General features: G+C 57.5%; 12 protein-coding genes, 2 tRNA genes and 1 pseudogene. 10 read left to right on the forward strand and 5 right to left on the reverse strand.

Annotation, left to right across the window (positions count from 1 at the left end):
- Positions 1–13 precede the first annotated feature (13 nt).
- The 4 genes from efeO to phoH all read left to right on the forward strand — a co-directional run bounded on the left by efeO (position 14) and on the right by phoH (position 3,773).
- Positions 14–1,141 carry an iron uptake system protein EfeO gene (efeO, locus tag QLG07_RS01690; protein WP_282468305.1) on the forward strand — a complete coding sequence of 376 codons (1,128 nt, stop codon included), beginning with the start codon at positions 14–16 and terminating at the stop codon, positions 1,139–1,141.
- 6 nt (positions 1,142–1,147) lie between these two features.
- Complete coding sequence (gene efeB, locus QLG07_RS01695) at positions 1,148–2,431, forward strand: iron uptake transporter deferrochelatase/peroxidase subunit (RefSeq protein WP_282468306.1); 1,284 nt, start codon at positions 1,148–1,150, stop codon at positions 2,429–2,431.
- Between the two features lie 276 nt (positions 2,432–2,707).
- On the forward strand, positions 2,708–2,920 hold the full coding sequence (locus QLG07_RS01700; RefSeq protein ID WP_048915748.1) for a hypothetical protein: 213 nt from the start codon (positions 2,708–2,710) through the stop codon (positions 2,918–2,920).
- A gap of 64 nt (positions 2,921–2,984) precedes the next feature.
- Positions 2,985–3,773: a phosphate starvation-inducible protein PhoH gene (phoH, locus tag QLG07_RS01705; RefSeq protein WP_048915749.1), complete on the forward strand. Its 789-nt coding sequence runs from the start codon at positions 2,985–2,987 to the stop codon at positions 3,771–3,773.
- Between the two features lie 50 nt (positions 3,774–3,823).
- Here phoH and QLG07_RS01710 read toward each other — a convergent pair whose 3' ends face one another.
- Positions 3,824–4,564 (reverse strand): NADPH-dependent oxidoreductase, encoded by a 741-nt coding sequence (locus tag QLG07_RS01710; RefSeq protein ID WP_282468307.1) that lies wholly within the window; start codon positions 4,562–4,564, stop codon positions 3,824–3,826.
- Positions 4,565–5,043: 479 nt separating this feature from the next.
- Positions 5,044–5,131 (reverse strand) — tRNA-Ser (locus tag QLG07_RS01715).
- Positions 5,132–5,495: 364 nt separating this feature from the next.
- Here QLG07_RS01715 and phoA point away from each other — a divergent pair.
- Complete coding sequence (gene phoA / locus QLG07_RS01720; protein WP_282468308.1) at positions 5,496–6,899, forward strand: alkaline phosphatase; 1,404 nt, start codon at positions 5,496–5,498, stop codon at positions 6,897–6,899.
- Positions 6,900–7,464: 565 nt separating this feature from the next.
- Here phoA and QLG07_RS01725 read toward each other — a convergent pair.
- Positions 7,465–7,552: transfer RNA gene (locus tag QLG07_RS01725), tRNA-Ser, on the reverse strand.
- A gap of 231 nt (positions 7,553–7,783) precedes the next feature.
- Here QLG07_RS01725 and QLG07_RS01730 point away from each other — a divergent pair.
- The 4 genes from QLG07_RS01730 (at position 7,784) to QLG07_RS01745 (ending at position 11,617) form a co-directional block, all read left to right on the forward strand.
- A complete protein-coding gene (locus QLG07_RS01730; protein WP_253539066.1) occupies positions 7,784–9,250 on the forward strand; it encodes an oligopeptide:H+ symporter in 1,467 nt (488 codons plus the stop codon).
- Positions 9,251–9,338: 88 nt separating this feature from the next.
- Positions 9,339–10,277, forward strand: coding sequence for a glyoxylate/hydroxypyruvate reductase GhrA (gene ghrA / locus QLG07_RS01735; RefSeq protein ID WP_048915752.1), 939 nt, complete (start codon positions 9,339–9,341; stop codon positions 10,275–10,277).
- Between the two features lie 14 nt (positions 10,278–10,291).
- Positions 10,292–11,029, forward strand: a complete 738-nt coding sequence (locus tag QLG07_RS01740) for a phosphatase (protein WP_282468309.1) — start codon at positions 10,292–10,294, stop codon at positions 11,027–11,029.
- A 36-nt stretch (positions 11,030–11,065) separates the two neighbouring features.
- The gene (locus QLG07_RS01745; protein ID WP_253539070.1) at positions 11,066–11,617 is read left to right on the forward strand and encodes a molecular chaperone; all 552 of its coding nucleotides are present in this window, start codon (positions 11,066–11,068) and stop codon (positions 11,615–11,617) included.
- A 36-nt stretch (positions 11,618–11,653) separates the two neighbouring features.
- Here the strand turns inward: QLG07_RS01745 and QLG07_RS01750 are convergent, their stop codons facing one another.
- Both QLG07_RS01750 and QLG07_RS01755 read right to left on the reverse strand, forming a co-directional pair.
- A complete protein-coding gene (locus QLG07_RS01750) occupies positions 11,654–13,027 on the reverse strand; it encodes a CoA transferase (RefSeq protein ID WP_282468310.1) in 1,374 nt (457 codons plus the stop codon).
- A 19-nt stretch (positions 13,028–13,046) separates the two neighbouring features.
- Positions 13,047–13,952, reverse strand: a pseudogene (locus tag QLG07_RS01755) (EamA family transporter).
- A 241-nt stretch (positions 13,953–14,193) separates the two neighbouring features.
- Between QLG07_RS01755 and QLG07_RS01760 the strand changes: the two are divergent.
- Positions 14,194–14,919 carry a glutamine amidotransferase gene (locus QLG07_RS01760; RefSeq protein WP_282468333.1) on the forward strand — a complete coding sequence of 242 codons (726 nt, stop codon included), beginning with the start codon at positions 14,194–14,196 and terminating at the stop codon, positions 14,917–14,919.
- Positions 14,920–15,100: the final 181 nt, after the last annotated feature.

Below are 15,100 nucleotides of genomic sequence, written 5' to 3' on the forward strand. Positions count from 1 at the left end.
AGGGATTACCTCTATGACCATGCATTTTCGCCGTCATGCGCTGAACGCCGCGCTGCTGGCTGCTATAACGACCTCCGGCGCGGTGCTGGCGGCAGATATTCCCCAGGTTAAGGTCAGCGTAAACGACAAGCAGTGTACCCCGATGACGCTGACGGTGGACGCGGGTAAAACCCAGTTCATCATTAAGAACGACAGCCAGAAAGCGCTGGAGTGGGAGATCCTGAAAGGGGTGATGGTGGTGGAAGAGCGTGAAAACATCGCGCCGTCCTTTACCCAGAAGCTGACCGCCAACCTGGAAGCCGGGGAGTACGATATTACCTGTGGCCTGCTGAGCAACCCGAAAGGTAAGCTGATTGTCAAAGCCAGCGGCAGCAAAGCCAATGATGGCAAGCCGGACGTGCTGCAGCTGGTCGGACCGATTGCCGAGTACAAAGTGTACGTGACCAAAGAAGTCGAGCAGCTGGTTGCCAGTACCAAAGCCTTTACCGATGCGGTGAAAGCCGGAGATCTGGAAAAAGCCAAAGCCCTGTTTGCGCCAACCCGCCAGCACTACGAGCGCATCGAGCCGATCGCCGAGCTGTTCTCCGACCTCGACGGTGCCATTGACGCCCGTGAAGATGACTTCGAGAAGAAAGCGGAGGACCCGAATTTCACCGGTTTCCACCGCCTGGAGAAAGTGTTATTTGCTGATAATACCACCAAAGGGATGGATAAATTTGCCGACCAGCTGTACACAAATGTGCTGGATCTGCAGACCCGCATCAACGAACTGGCCTTCCCGCCGGGTAAAGTGGTGGGCGGGGCTGCCGGTCTGATTGAGGAAGTCGCCTCCAGCAAGATTTCGGGTGAAGAAGACCGCTACAGCCGTACCGACCTGTGGGATTTCCAGGCCAATGTTGATGGCGCGCAGAAAATTGTTAACCTGCTGCGCCCGCTGGTGCAGAAACAGAACCCGCAGCTGCTGGCGAAGGTGGACGGTAACTTTAACAAGGTGGACACCATTCTCGCCAGGTACCGTACCAAAGACGGCTATGAATCCTACGACAAACTGACCGATGCGGACCGTACCGCACTGAAAGGCCCTATCACGGCGCTGGCCGAAGACCTTTCTCTGCTACGTGGCACGCTTGGCCTGGACTAATCAGAAATGGCAAAATCCGTTGACGACGTGGCGCTGACGTCACGCCGTCGTTTACTGAAAGGAATGGGCATCCTCAGCGGTGCCCTGGCCGTGGCGGGCGGTTGCCCGGTTCATGCCGCCGCTGAAGGGGACTCTTTCTCACCGGGGGCGTTATCGCCAAATGCCCGTCAGGAAAGCCAGCCGTTTTACGGCAGGCATCAGGCCGGGATCGTCACCCCGCAGCAGGCGTCGATGATGCTGGTGGCCTTCGACGTGCTGGCGACGGATAAGACGAGCCTGCAGCAGCTGTTCAAGCTGCTGACGGCGCGCATCGCGTTTCTCACCCACGGCGGGAAAGCGCCGCGGGTGACCAACCCGCAGCTGCCGCCGATGGACTCCGGCATTCTCGGTGAGGAGATCTACCCGGATAACCTGACGATTACCGTTTCCGTGGGGCATTCGCTGTTCGATGAGCGCTTTGGGCTGCAGGCGCTGACTCCGCTTAAGCTGCAGCGTATGACCCGGTTCCCCAACGACGCGCTGGATGCCAGCCTGTGTCACGGCGACCTGCTATTACAAATCTGCGCCAATACCAATGACACGGTGATCCACGCGCTGCGCGATATCATCAAGTACACCCCGGACTTGCTCAGCGTACGCTGGCGGCGCGAGGGGTTTATCTCCGACCACGCCGCGCGCAGCAAAGGTAAAGAGACGCCGATTAACCTGCTGGGCTTTAAGGATGGCACGGCGAACCCTGATACGGCAGATACCAGCCTGATGAATTCGATTCTGTGGGTGGGCAAAGGGCAGGGTGAACCGGCATGGACGCTGGGCGGCAGTTATCAGGCGGCACGCATTATTCAGTTCCGCGTGGAGTTCTGGGACCGCACGCCGCTGCGTGAACAGCAGACCATCTTCGGCCGTGAAAAGCACAGCGGCGCACCGCTGGGTATGCACAACGAGCATGATGTGCCGGACTACAGCCAGGATCCGGATGGCGACATTATCCCGCTGGATGCGCATATTCGCCTGGCTAACCCGCGCACGCCGGAAACGCAAAACAACCTGATGCTGCGCCGTGGTTACAGCTATTCGCTGGGCGTTTCCCGTTCCGGCCAGCTGGAAATGGGGCTGCTATTTGTTTGTTATCAGCACGATCTGGAAAAAGGATTTTTAACCGTGCAGAAACGATTAAATGGCGAAGCGCTGGAAGAGTATATAAAACCGATCGGCGGGGGCTATTTCTTTGTCCTACCGGGCGTACCTGATGCACAACACTATCTGGCACAGGGATTGCTGGAAGCCTGACCTAATTAGCGGATTTGACTTAAATCCGCTAATTTTCCTTTTAACTTACGCTCCCTCAAAATGACATCAGACAATCTTAACTGATTATAAAACACCCAGTCGCTGTTTTTACTGACGCCATTGTTAATAAAGTGATATTTATAACCTGATGATTAATAAAGTATTATCGAAAGTGTCATTATACTCGTAAAAAAAGTGTTGCATTTTTTTGGTAAACTGCTGAATATGAAATTGCTGTTGATTTTCGCATATAGTTTCCCACTACGGAGATAGCGAATGCTGAAGTCCTTTAACGGACCACAAGTGAAAAAGTCATACATCGCCTTGATTCGCGAGGAGCTCATTTCCTCGGTAGCTTTCTCTTCTTTTACAATCCAACTGCTGTTCCAACACTCCTTTAAACCTTTTTTGGTGCATAGCCTGCAAGCGTATCGCTATGCATTTTTACCAACGGCTAGACCAGGCTTAAAAGGAAGCCATGACCTCTAAAGCGTTCACGTAATCGCATCGATAATAGGGATGCGGGAAATGAAACCAACTGTAAGGTGCCACTATGGGAAGACAGAAAGCAGTGATCAAAGCTCGTCGTGAAGCAAAACGTGTGCTTCGTAGCGATTCACGCAGTCACCGTCAGCGTGAAGAAGAATCGGTCACCTCGCTGGTGCAGATGGGTGGGCTGGATTCGATTGGCATGGCACGCGATAGCCGCGACCATTCACCGATTGAAGCCAGAAATGAAGCTCAGGCGCACTATCTCAACGCCATAGAAACCAAGCAACTGATCTTCGCTACGGGCGAAGCAGGTTGTGGTAAAACCTGGATCAGCGCCGCAAAAGCGGCCGAGGCCCTGATTCATAAGGATGTTGACAGGATTATAGTGACTCGCCCGGTACTTCAGGCGGATGAGGATTTGGGATTCCTTCCAGGGGATATCTCAGAAAAATTCGCCCCGTATTTCCGGCCGGTATATGACGTTCTGGTTAAACGTCTTGGCTCTTCCTTTATGCAGTACTGCCTGCGTCCCGAAATTGGCAAAGTGGAAATTGCGCCGTTTGCCTATATGCGAGGCCGCACGTTTGAAAACGCCGTGGTGATTCTGGATGAGGCGCAGAACGTCACCGCCGCCCAAATGAAGATGTTCCTGACGCGCCTTGGGGAAAACGTGACCGTCATTGTTAACGGCGATATCACCCAGTGTGATTTACCGTCCCATGTTCAGTCCGGCCTGGCCGACGCGCTGTCGCGCTTCCAGGACGACGAGATGGTGAGCGTGGTCCGTTTCGGAAAAGAGGACTGCGTGCGTTCTCAGCTCTGTCAGCGCACGCTGCTGGCTTACGGTTAATCGCTTAAGCCCTGATGAAAGCCCGGCCAGTTGGCCGGGCTTTTTTATGGCTACTCGTCAGTGCCGAAGCCCTGTTTCAGCACGGCTGGCTGCACCTGCGGGAAATAAATATGGTCGTAATAGCTGGCGGTGTTGTTACCCCAGTTATCGCCATCGGTTCGCCCGGTCTGCTGCCAGTGCGCGACCAGCACCTCGTTATACGCTTTGATCACCTCAGGCAGCATCGCGCTGTTATAGCGCTCCTCGTGGCGGAAGCCCGCCAGCGACATACGTGGTTTCTGAACGGAAGGTTGATCAACATACCCCAGCACCACCCCCGCTACCGGGAAGGTCAGCTCAGGCAGGTTAAGCAGCTCAATCATCGCCTGCGGCTCGCGGCGGATCCCGCCAATTGGCACCACGCCCAGCCCGTGAGAGCGGGCAGCGGTCATCACGGTCGCCAGCGCGATTCCGATATCGGTCGCACCGGAGATCAGGCTTTCCAGGCTCTCATGCGCGATCTGCTGTTTGCCTTCCGCCTCAATTGCCAGCTGGCTTTTGTGCATATCCAGCACAAAGGTGATAAACACCGGGGCTTTCGCGATCCACGGCTGTCCACCGGCAATTTCCGCGATTTTTGCGCGGGTGGCAGCATCTCGCACCACCACCAGCGATACCTGTTGGGAATTTACCGAAGTTGGCGCACGCCAGGCCGTTTCGACAATGTCATCAATAATCGTGTCGGCAATGGGGGTGTCAAGATAGCTGCGATCGCTGCGGTGGCTTTTCAGCAGTTGAGTGATTTCGTTCATGTGATACCTGGTGTTCTGAATATGTAGAGTGTGAAGGTAGTGAAGATCCAGGGGTAACGGCTACGCATTTTGTGCGGCAGATCACATTTTTTGCTGTAGGGGGCGACCGCTTTTCTGGTCGCCCCGCAAAACTTTTAAAGCGGCGCTGGATATTAAACAACATCCCGTTGGTCGCGCATGTGTAGGGGCGGGGCATGCCTCGCCCTCCGCGAATGCGGGTCGGGCATGCCCGACCCCTACGCAAAACGCAAAAAAAATGCCTGAACTTTCGCTCAGGCATTTCTCTTTGAATAGGGTGGTGAGAGAGGGGGACTATACCTTTAAAGCGGCGCTGGATATTAAATAATATCCCGTTGGCCGCGCATGTGTAGGGGCGAGGCACGCCTCGCCCTCCGCGAATGCGGGTCGGGCATGCCCGACCCCTACGCAAAATGCAAAAAAAATGCCTGAACTTTCGCTCAGGCATTTCTCTTTGAATATGGTGGTGAGAGAGGGGTTCGAACCCTCGATACGTTGCCGTATACACACTTTCCAGGCGTGCTCCTTCAGCCACTCGGACACCTCACCATATTTTACTGCCGCTACCCGCAGGGGGTAACGGGGCGCTACTATAGGCAGTCGCGGGTAATGGGTCAAGCAGTATTTTTCCCTGTGCTTCTATTCGCTTAAGTGCTGAGCAACCACGGATAATCTGGTGCAGCCAGTGCGCAATTCGCCATAAACGGCGAAGCTCGCCTTTTATGCCGTTAGAACGGCAGGCCGGGCTTTAAGCCGGGCTGATATCAGCAGCTAAACCCTGTGAAGCGCTCGGCCAGCCATAAGGTAAATTGACATTAATCTGTCACAAATAAGTCGCAAAGCTGAAATAGTTGTATCGCAGACTGACTCCCTGAAATCTTTAGCAAAATTTATTCATGGAGATCGCCGTTTAATGAAACATAAAGCTTTCGCACTTTCCCTGCTGACCTCACTTATCTGCTCCTCTGCCGTCGCCGATATCGCCACTTACCAGCGGGCCGCGCAGGGTGATATTACTCAGCCGGGCGGAGCACGTCGCCTGAGCGGTGACCAGACCGAGGCGATTAAAGCGTCGTTGAGCAACAGCACGGCGAAAAACGTTATTCTGCTGATCGGCGACGGCATGGGCGACTCCGAAATTACGGCGGCGCGAAACTATGCGCAAGGGGCGGGCGGTTTCTTTGAAGGGATTGATGCGCTGCCCCTCACCGGACAGTACACCCACTATGCGCTGGATAAGAAAACCCACAAGCCTGACTATGTGACCGATTCAGCAGCATCTGCCACCGCCTGGGCAACCGGCGTGAAGTCCTATAACGGCGCAATTGGCGTTGATGTAACGGGTAAAGATCATCCCTCGCTGCTGGAGTTGGCGAAAGCCGCCGGTAAAGCGACCGGCAATGTTTCAACCGCAGAGCTGGAAGATGCCACCCCGGCGGCGCAGATTGCCCACGTCACCTCGCGTAAGTGCTACGGCCCGGTCAAAACCAGCGAGCTGTGCGCCAGCAATGCGCTGGAGCAGGGCGGTAAAGGCTCGATTGCTGAGCAGTTGCTAAATGCGCGCGCCGACGTCACCTTTGGCGGCGGCGGGAAGACCTTCAGTGAAACGGCCAAAGCCGGCGAGTGGCAGGGCAAAACGCTGGAAGAGCAGGCGAAGCTACGCGGCTATCAGCTGGTGAACGATCTCGACGGCATGAATGCGCTTACCTCTGCCAGCGACGCGCAGCCGGTGCTGGGGCTGTTCGCTGCCGGGAATATGCCGGTGCGCTGGAAAGGCCCCAAGGCCACTTACCACGGTAATCTTGATGGCAAACCGATTACCTGTGAAGTAAACGCGGAGCGCCCGGCATCGACGCCGACGCTGGCGCAGATGACCGATAAGGCTATTACGCTGCTGAGCAGTAAACCGGAAGGTTTCTTCCTGCAGGTGGAAGGCGCTTCTATTGATAAGCAGGATCACGCGGCTAATCCGTGCGGGCAGATTGGTGAAACCGTCGATCTGGACGAAGCGGTGCAGAAGGCGCTGGAGTTTGCGCGTAAAGAGGGCAATACCCTGGTGATTGTCACTGCCGATCATGCGCACTCCAGCCAGATTATCGCCAACGACAGCAAAGCCCCGGGCCTGACGCAGACGCTGATCACCAAAGATGGCAGCCCGATGACCATCAGCTACGGTAATTCAGAAGAGGATTCGCAGGGCCACACCGGCACCCAGCTGCGCATCGCTGCCTTTGGCCCGCACGCGGCCAATGTCGTCGGCCTGACCGATCAGACCGATCTGTTCTATACCATTAAAGCGGCGCTGGATATTAAATAATCACGCATTTTACGGGCCGATCGAAAAAAAGGATCGGCCCCTACAGCACACAGGAAGATGTAGGGGGCGACCGCTTTTCTGGTCGCCCCGCAAATGCAAAAAAAAAGTCTGAACGTGAGTTCAGACTTTCTCTTTAAATATGGTGGTGAAAGAGGGGGATCACTCGCGCCATCCCTGGCGCTCGCCCTATACCTTTAAAGCGGCGCTGGATATTAAATAGCATCCCGTTGGTCGCGCAGGTGTAGGGGCGGGGCATGCCTCGCCCTCCGTTAATGCGGGTCGGGCATGCCCGACCCCTACGCAAAATGCAAAAAAAAAGTCTGAACGTGAGTTCAGACTTTCTCTTTAAATATGGTGGTGAAAGAGGGGGATCACTCGCGCCATCCCTGGCGCTCGCCCTATACCTTTAAAGCGGCGCTGGATATTAAATAGCATCCCGTTGGTCGCGCAGGTGTAGGGGCGGGGCATGCCTCGCCCTCCGTTAATGCGGGTCGGGCATGCCCGACCCCTACGCAAAATGCAAAAAAAATGCCTGAACTTTCGCTCAGGCATTTCTCTTTAAATATGGTGGTGAGAGAGGGGTTCGAACCCTCGATACGTTGCCGTATACACACTTTCCAGGCGTGCTCCTTCAGCCACTCGGACACCTCACCATATTGTTGCCGCAACCAGGTTGCTGACGGGCGCTAATGTAGGGAAAAGTGCGGTTGCGGTCAACTGCCTTTCGACTATTTTGAGTGCGTTTAGTCAGTTTTAACGCACTTTGCTGGTTTAAACGCCAGCCAGGTTCAGATTAGGCCGCTAAAGCCAAATCGGCGCGCATCGCCAGGCGCAAAAGGTGCATAATAACCGACTTATTTTGGCAGGAAAAACAGAGGTTAGTTGTGGACCACACCAACCGTATCCCCCAACAGCAGGTGCCGGGGGGAACCGGCGCGCTGTTCTTTATTCAAATTTTTGCCACCATGGGCTTCGCGGTGCTTTACTCCAGCCTGGTGCTGTACGCCACCAAAAAACTCGGCTTCAGCGAAGGGCAGGCCAACACCATGATGGGCGTGTTCGGCGCCTTTAACTACGGTCTGCACCTGTTCGGTGGCTACCTTGGCGGTCGCTTCCTCAGCAACCGTAATCTTTTCGTGCTGGGAATGGTGCTGCAGGTTGCTGGCTGCTGGACGCTCTCCGGCCAGAGCGCGGAAGGCCTTTACTGGGGGCTGGCGATGTTCCTGACCGGCAGCGGCCTCAATGTTACCTGCATTAATATGATGCTGACCCAGCGCTTTGCCCCGGAAGATAACCGCCGTGAGAGCGCCTTCCTGTGGAACTACGCCGGGATGAACCTCGGATTCTTCCTCGGCTTTACCGGCGCGGGCTACTTCCAGCTCAGCGAGCACTATGAAGCGCTGTTCCTGTTCGCCACTATCGGTAACGCAGTGGCCATTGTTATCTCGCTGCTGCGCTGGAAGGTGCTGGCCGATATCAGTACCCCGCTGCTGCAGGCAAACCCGCGCCAGTTCCGCTGGCGCATGCTGGCCGGGCTGGTGATTCTGGTGGCGCTGGTGCCGCTGATCCGCCTGATGCTCAATCACGCCGGGTTTACCGGGGCGTTTGTGCTGGCGCTGGGCGCAGCGATCTTCCTGCTGCTGTGCTTTACCACGCTGCGCCATCGCCCGCGTGATGAGCAGCGCCGCATGTGTGCTTATCTGATCCTCGCGCTGGGTGCGCTGGTGTTCTGGACGCTGTACCAGCTGGCGCCGATGGGCCTGATGCTGTTCACCGAGCACAATATTAACCTCCGCGTGTACGGCATTCAGGTGGCCCCGCAGTGGGTGCAGAATATCAACACCCTGGTGATTGTTTTCGGCGGGCCTTTGCTGGCTATCTGGTTCCGCAACCTGCGCGAGCGCGGCTGGCGCATCGATATCCCGCTGCAGTTCTCCGCCTCGCTGTTTATGATCGGGCTGGGTATGCTGGTGCTACCGCTGGGTATCGCGCTGGCGGGCGGGGACGGCATTGTGGCGTTCAAATGGATTGTTATCAGCTACGTATTGCAGAGCATCGCCGAACTGCTGCTGTCGCCAATTGGCTATGCGATGATCGGCAAGCTGGCTCCGGCGCGCTATCAGGGGGTGATGATGGGCTGCTGGATGATGGTGACCGGCGTCGCTTCGGTGCTGTCCGGCTACGTTTCCGCGCTGATGCCGGAAAACAGCGGCAGCACGCCGCTGCTGACTAACCCCGGCTACAGCCATATCTTCAGCCTGCTCGGCTGGGGCAGTGCGGCGGTCGGTTTAGTGCTGATCTGCCTGATCCCGCTGCTGCGCCGACTGATCCAGCAGGTCGACCGGCCATAATTCTTTTCGGGGCAGTTCTCTGCCCCAAATTTTCACTTGCCAGCCGCCGCGTTTTCCCTGAGCCTAAACAAAAAACAGGAGAGAAAACGTGGACATCCTTTTTTATCACCCATCCTTTAAGGCAGAGACCTGGATCAGCGGGTTACAGCAGCGTTTACCCCATGCACGTATTCGTCTTTGGCAGCCCGGCGACGATCGGCCGGCCGATTATGCGCTGGTACGCCAGCCGCCGGTAGAGATGTTAAAAGGGCGGGCGCTGAAGGGCGTCTTTGCGCTCGGCGCCGGCGTGGATGATATCCTCGGCCAGCTGCGCGAGCATCCGGATATGCTGGCACCCGGGGTGCCGCTGTTCCGCCTGGAAGATACCGGCATGGGCCGCCAGATGCAGGAGTATGCGGTTTATCACGTCCTCGGCTGGTTCCGCCGCTTCCCGGAATATCAGAAACAGAAAACCGAAACCCTGTGGCACCACCTGCGCAACTACGCGCGCCGCGACTTCACCATCGGTATTCTCGGTGCGGGCGTGCTGGGCAGCAGCGTCGCCAGCAGCCTGCTGGCGTGGGATTTCCCGGTCAGCTGCTGGAGCCGTTCACCGAAGCAGATTGACGGCGTCACCAGCTTCCATGGTGAAGCGCAGCTTGGCGAGTTTCTTGCCGGAAGCCAGGTGTTAATTAACCTGCTGCCGAACACGCCGCAAACCCGCGGTATTATCAACCGCCAGCTGCTCAGCCAGCTGAAGCCCGGTGCATTCCTGCTTAACCTCGCGCGCGGTGCCCACCTGGTGGAAGCCGATCTGCTGGCCGCGCTGGAAGCGGGCGAAGTGAAAGCAGCGGCGCTCGACGTGTTTAATCACGAACCGCTGCCCGCCGAACACGCGTTCTGGTCGCACCCGGATATCGCTATCACTCCGCATAATGCCGCTGTAACCTTGCCAGATGAAGCTATGGACTACATTGCGCGTTCGATTACCCGGCGCGAGAGCGGTGAAATGCCGGAAGGGCGCGTCGATATCGATCGGGGTTACTAATCAGGAGAGAACAGATGTATCCAGTTGACCTTCACATGCATACCGTTGCCAGCACCCATGCTTACAGCACGCTGCGCGACTACGTATTACAGGCGCAGACCTGCGGCGTTAAGCTGCTGGCGATCACCGATCACGGCCCGGATATGGCCGATGCACCGCACTACTGGCATTTTGTTAATATGAAAGTCTGGCCGCGGGTGATTGACGGCGTGGGCGTGCTGCGCGGCATCGAAGCGAATATCAAAAATGTACAGGGCGAGATCGACTGTAGCGGCCCGATGCTGGGTTCGATTGATATTATCGTTGCCGGGTTCCACGAGCCGGTATTTCCTCCGCAGGATGAAGCGACCCATACCCAGGCGATGATCGCCGCGATGGCCAGCGGGCTGGTGCATATTATCAGCCATCCCGGCAACCCAAATTACCCGATCGATATTCATGCGGTCGCTGAAGCTGCGGCGAAGTATGATGTGGCGCTGGAGCTGAATAACTCCTCATTTACCACCTCGCGCAAGGGCAGTGAACCCAACTGCCGCAAAGTCGCGCAAGCGGTGCGCGATGCAGGGGGCCGCCTGGCATTAGGCTCTGATTCTCACACCGCCTTTACCCTCGGTAATTTTGAGCACTGTCTGCGTATCATGCGCGAGGTGGATTTTCCTGAAGATCGCGTGTTAAATGTCACACCGCGCCGCCTACTGGACTTCCTGCAGCAGCGTACCGGTAAGGAAATAGCCGAATTCGCCGATTTGTGACAGTGTCACGCATAACTTCTTACGGAATTGAAAGACATGAATGAGTTTTCCATCATCTGCCGCATTTTAGGCTCGCTTTACAACCGCCAGCCGCAGGACCCTTTACTGGTGCCGCTGTTCCAGATGCTGCGTGAAGGTAAACTGCAACAGCACTGGCCGCTGGAGCAGGATGAGCTGCTGACCCGTTTGCAGCAGAACTGTGACCCGCAGACGCTGGCGACCGACTACAACGCCCTGTTTGTCGGCAGCGAATGCCGAGTGTCGCCTTTCGGTTCGCAGTGGGAGAATGGCCCGCAGGAAGCGGACGTGCGGGCTTTTCTTACCAGCCGCGGTATGCCGCTTAGCGATGCACCTGCCGACCATATTGGCGCACTGCTGCTGGCGGCATCATGGCTGGAAGATCAGTCCGAAGCGGATGAAATCACTGCACAGATAACCCTGTTTGATGAGTATCTGCTGCCGTGGGTGGGGGCGTTTCTGGGCAAAGTAGAAGCCCATGCGACCACCGCCTTTTACCGCACGCTGGCCGTCATCAGCCGTGAAGCGATTCAGGCGATGCGCGACGAGCTGGAAGACGATATCGCGTAGGGGTCAGGCAAGCCTGACCCGTTCATCACCGGACCATTAATCCTGCCATTCCGCCACCGCTGAACCTAACTTCGACGGCCCGCGCGACCAGTTTAGCGGCGTGCCGGGCAGCCAGAACGGCGAACGCAGCCGCTGGCTCAGGCCAAACGACGATATCAGCGCTTCGGCATCTTCATCTGGCGGCAGGCGCGTGCCCAAACCTGAGGGCTGTGCTTCCTGTGGATAGGGGGCGTCCGTCAGCAGGCAGGCGGTGCGCGCCAGCGACAGGCGAGCAGTGAAGCCGGTATTGTGCAGCAGGCGCTGGCGCAATCCTTCCAGTACCGCTGCCGCCATCATATAACCCGTGGCGTGATCCAGCGCCTGCACCGGCAGCGGGACTGGCGCATCGCTGTGCTGCCACAGGCGGCCGCGCTCGGCAATTCCGCTGGCCATCTGTACCAGGCTGTCAAAGCCGCGGCGGTTGCGCCACGGCCCGGTCCATCCCCATGCATTAAGGCTGACATCGACCAGCCCCGGTTTCAGCGCCTGTAGCGCCTCTGCATCATAGCCCAGATTGCTGAGCGCATCGGCGCGATAGCCGTGCACCAGCACGTCACACTGGCCGAGCAGCTGCTCAAACCGTTTGCGTCCTTCCGCCGATTTCAAATTCAGCCGCGCGCAGCGTTTACCCAGCGTAACTTCCTCCTCCAGCGCAGGTTCCTGCCAGTCTGGCGGATCGAGGCGCAGCACCTCAGCGCCCAGCCCGGCCAGAAAACGCGTGGCGACCGGCCCGGCGATAATACGCGTCAGGTCGAGCACGCGCACGCCCAGCAGCGGGCGTGCCGCAAACAGTCGCCAGGTGGGCGCAGGGCCACAGGCCTGCAGCGTTTGCTCAATCAGTGCTTCACGGCTGACGCTCTGCCCCTGCGGGTGCTGCTGCCACTCGCTGTGGCTGCGCAGCGCGGCGGCACAGCCTCCGGCGTCCACCACGGCCTGCTCCAGCTCCACTTTCTGCCAGCGGGCGACGGCTGCCGCCAGCTGCTGACGATGAGTCTGCTGCCCGAGTACCTGTTCCATCGCTGCACGATGATGCGGCGCATTAGTATGCAGACGCACCCAGCCATCCGCGGTGGCGTAATCCCCGGCAAGCGGATCCCACAGCGAGGGCAGCGGGCGATTAACCGGGCGCAGCGCGTGCTGAAACCAGCGCGCACACAAAGCCGCATCCAGCTCCACCGGTTGCGCGCTACCGATCAGGCTGGCAGTCGCCTGCGCCGCCAGCCCGATGCTGGTGGCCGCCAGTTCGCTGACGGGATAAGCAGAAACCAGCGCCTGTTCACCATTAATTTTCAGCTCGGGCAGCGGCGTGCTGCTGTTGCGAAGTCCCTGCCACAGCTGTTGCCACAGCGCAGCGCTCAGGCGGTTATCCATTCAACTCTCCTTCAATTAATCAGGGGCGATCCGAACGGCGGCGCACAAGGCGAAAACGTGACAGACTGGCGTGCATTTTCAGGTTGCGCAGGTTAATCACCGCGATTGCCGTGCCAATAATCACCAGCAGGCCGCCAGTGACTTTAAAGCTGTTCATGCTGTCGCCCAACACCACCACCCCCATAATCACTGCCAGAACCGGGGTCAGCAGCGAGTAGGGCATGATCAGGTTAACGTTGTAGTTTTTCAGCAGGCTGTACCACAGCGAATAAGCCACAATCGAGGAGCCGATTGCGCTGAACAGGATGCCAAACCAGCCGCGCCATGAAGAGTGTAGCAGCAGGTTAAGCTGGTCGGATTCGGTCAGCCAGGATGCGCTGGCGACGATCGGAATGGCCAGAAATGAGAGCCAGCCGGTCATGGTCAGCGGACTGATGGGCGGTGATTTTTTCACAATCATATTGCTCACCGCCCAGCCGAATGCACTCAGCAGCAGCAGAACCAGCACCTACCAATTAGGGATTGTTGGGCTTCCCGCCAGAACCACCACGCCGCTCAGTGAAATCGTAATGCCCAGCAGCTGCACCAGGCGCAGTTTCTCTTTGAGGATCAGCATCGCCAGCAGCATGGCGATAGGCGTGCCGAGCTGTACGATCACCGCCGCAGTACCGGCATCGGTATGGTTCAGGCTGACAAACAGCAGCGAAAAGTGCATAAAGCCAAACGTGAAGGCAAGCGGCACCAGGTAGCGCAGCTGCTGGCGCGAGACGCGGGTAAACGGCACCAGGATCAGCGCCACCACCACAAAGCGCAGGGTGGTCATCAGCAGCGGGGGCAGGTCATGCAGCCCCCATTTAATAGCGATGTTATTAAATGCCCAGATGGACACCACCATCAGAATCAGAAAAAAATGACGCAGGGCCACCACAAAATCCTTAGTTGAGTGATTGAGTCCCTTTCATCATGGCACGAAATGCGCCAGATGAGGCGCTGCTGACCGTCATTTTTTCAGCAGCAGGTAGTGCATAAGTGACGAAATACCGCTCTGGCTAAGCCGATGCTTTGTTTAAAGATTACCTGAAAATGTTATGAGACAGGCTGGTGACAAACTGCGATGATGATCTGCGGGCTGTTCGGCCCCAATAACATTGCCGATAAGGAGCGAGATAACAGTGAAATTGCCGTTAGCGATTATCCAGCTTGAAAGCCCGCCGCAGGCGGTTAGCCGCCAGGTTGGGGAGCAGAAGCAGTGGTTTATTGAGGCGCTGGAGCTGGCCGATGATGACTATATCGTGGTGCGCCCCGATCTTGGCGATGCACTGCCGGACGTGCAGCAGATTGCCTGCGCCGTGCTCAGCGGTTCGTGGGCGATGGTCACTGACCACGCAGAGTGGAGCGAGCGCACCGCCGCCTGGGTGCGCCATGCGGTGGCCGAAAAGCTGCCGCTGCTGGGCGTCTGCTACGGTCATCAGCTGATGGCTTACGCGCTGGGTGGCGAGGTGGGGGATAATCCTAACGGCTGGGAGCGCGGCGTAAAGCTGCTGCAAACCACCCGCGCGCAGCGTCAGGATCCGCTGCTGGCCTCTGTGCCTGAGCGCTTCACCGCGTGGCTATCACACCGTCAGTCGGTGCTGACGCCGCCGCCGGGTGCGCAGGTGCTGGCCGCCTCCGCGCAGGATGGCTGCCAGATTATTCGCTACTCTGCCAGCGCGCTGTCGCTGCAGTTTCACCCGGAATTCACCCCTGAAATTATGGCCGCCTGCCTGCATAACAGCCTCGCGCCGGGGGAAGTGCAGAAGCTGCTGACGCAACAGCCCGAACCGCACTGGCCGCGCCAGCTGCTGCGTGATTTTTTCCAACAGCCGCAGCCGCAGCAGGCGAAAAGCGCCTGATATGGGGGGCTGCCTGCAGCGGGCAGCTCCGCGCATTAACCGCCTGTGCGCCACTTCACATCACCCCGCGAAATTCCCGTTTTACTGACGTCCTCATCACAGTTTCAGCCTCTACGATCTGGCATCCTGCCGAATATCGACAAGTGTTAACATTCAGTTATCACAGTGTTAATTATTCGCC

Origin of the sequence: Erwinia sp. V90_4 (genome assembly GCF_029967685.1) — a bacterium.
GTDB lineage: Bacteria > Pseudomonadota > Gammaproteobacteria > Enterobacterales > Enterobacteriaceae > Erwinia > Erwinia aphidicola.

What these genes read in the sequence shown, in the direction of transcription:
- efeO (WP_282468305.1), top strand. Translation starts at nt 14, where the DNA reads ATGACCATGCATTTTCGCCGTCATGCGCTGAACGCCGCGCTGCTGGCT.
- efeB (WP_282468306.1), top strand. Translation starts at nt 1,148, where the DNA reads ATGGCAAAATCCGTTGACGACGTGGCGCTGACGTCACGCCGTCGTTTA.
- QLG07_RS01700 (WP_048915748.1), top strand. Translation starts at nt 2,708, where the DNA reads ATGCTGAAGTCCTTTAACGGACCACAAGTGAAAAAGTCATACATCGCC.
- phoH (WP_048915749.1), top strand. Translation starts at nt 2,985, where the DNA reads ATGGGAAGACAGAAAGCAGTGATCAAAGCTCGTCGTGAAGCAAAACGT.
- QLG07_RS01710 (WP_282468307.1), bottom strand. Translation starts at nt 4,564, where the DNA reads ATGAACGAAATCACTCAACTGCTGAAAAGCCACCGCAGCGATCGCAGC.
- phoA (WP_282468308.1), top strand. Translation starts at nt 5,496, where the DNA reads ATGAAACATAAAGCTTTCGCACTTTCCCTGCTGACCTCACTTATCTGC.
- QLG07_RS01740 (WP_282468309.1), top strand. Translation starts at nt 10,292, where the DNA reads ATGTATCCAGTTGACCTTCACATGCATACCGTTGCCAGCACCCATGCT.
- QLG07_RS01745 (WP_253539070.1), top strand. Translation starts at nt 11,066, where the DNA reads ATGAATGAGTTTTCCATCATCTGCCGCATTTTAGGCTCGCTTTACAAC.
- QLG07_RS01750 (WP_282468310.1), bottom strand. Translation starts at nt 13,027, where the DNA reads ATGGATAACCGCCTGAGCGCTGCGCTGTGGCAACAGCTGTGGCAGGGA.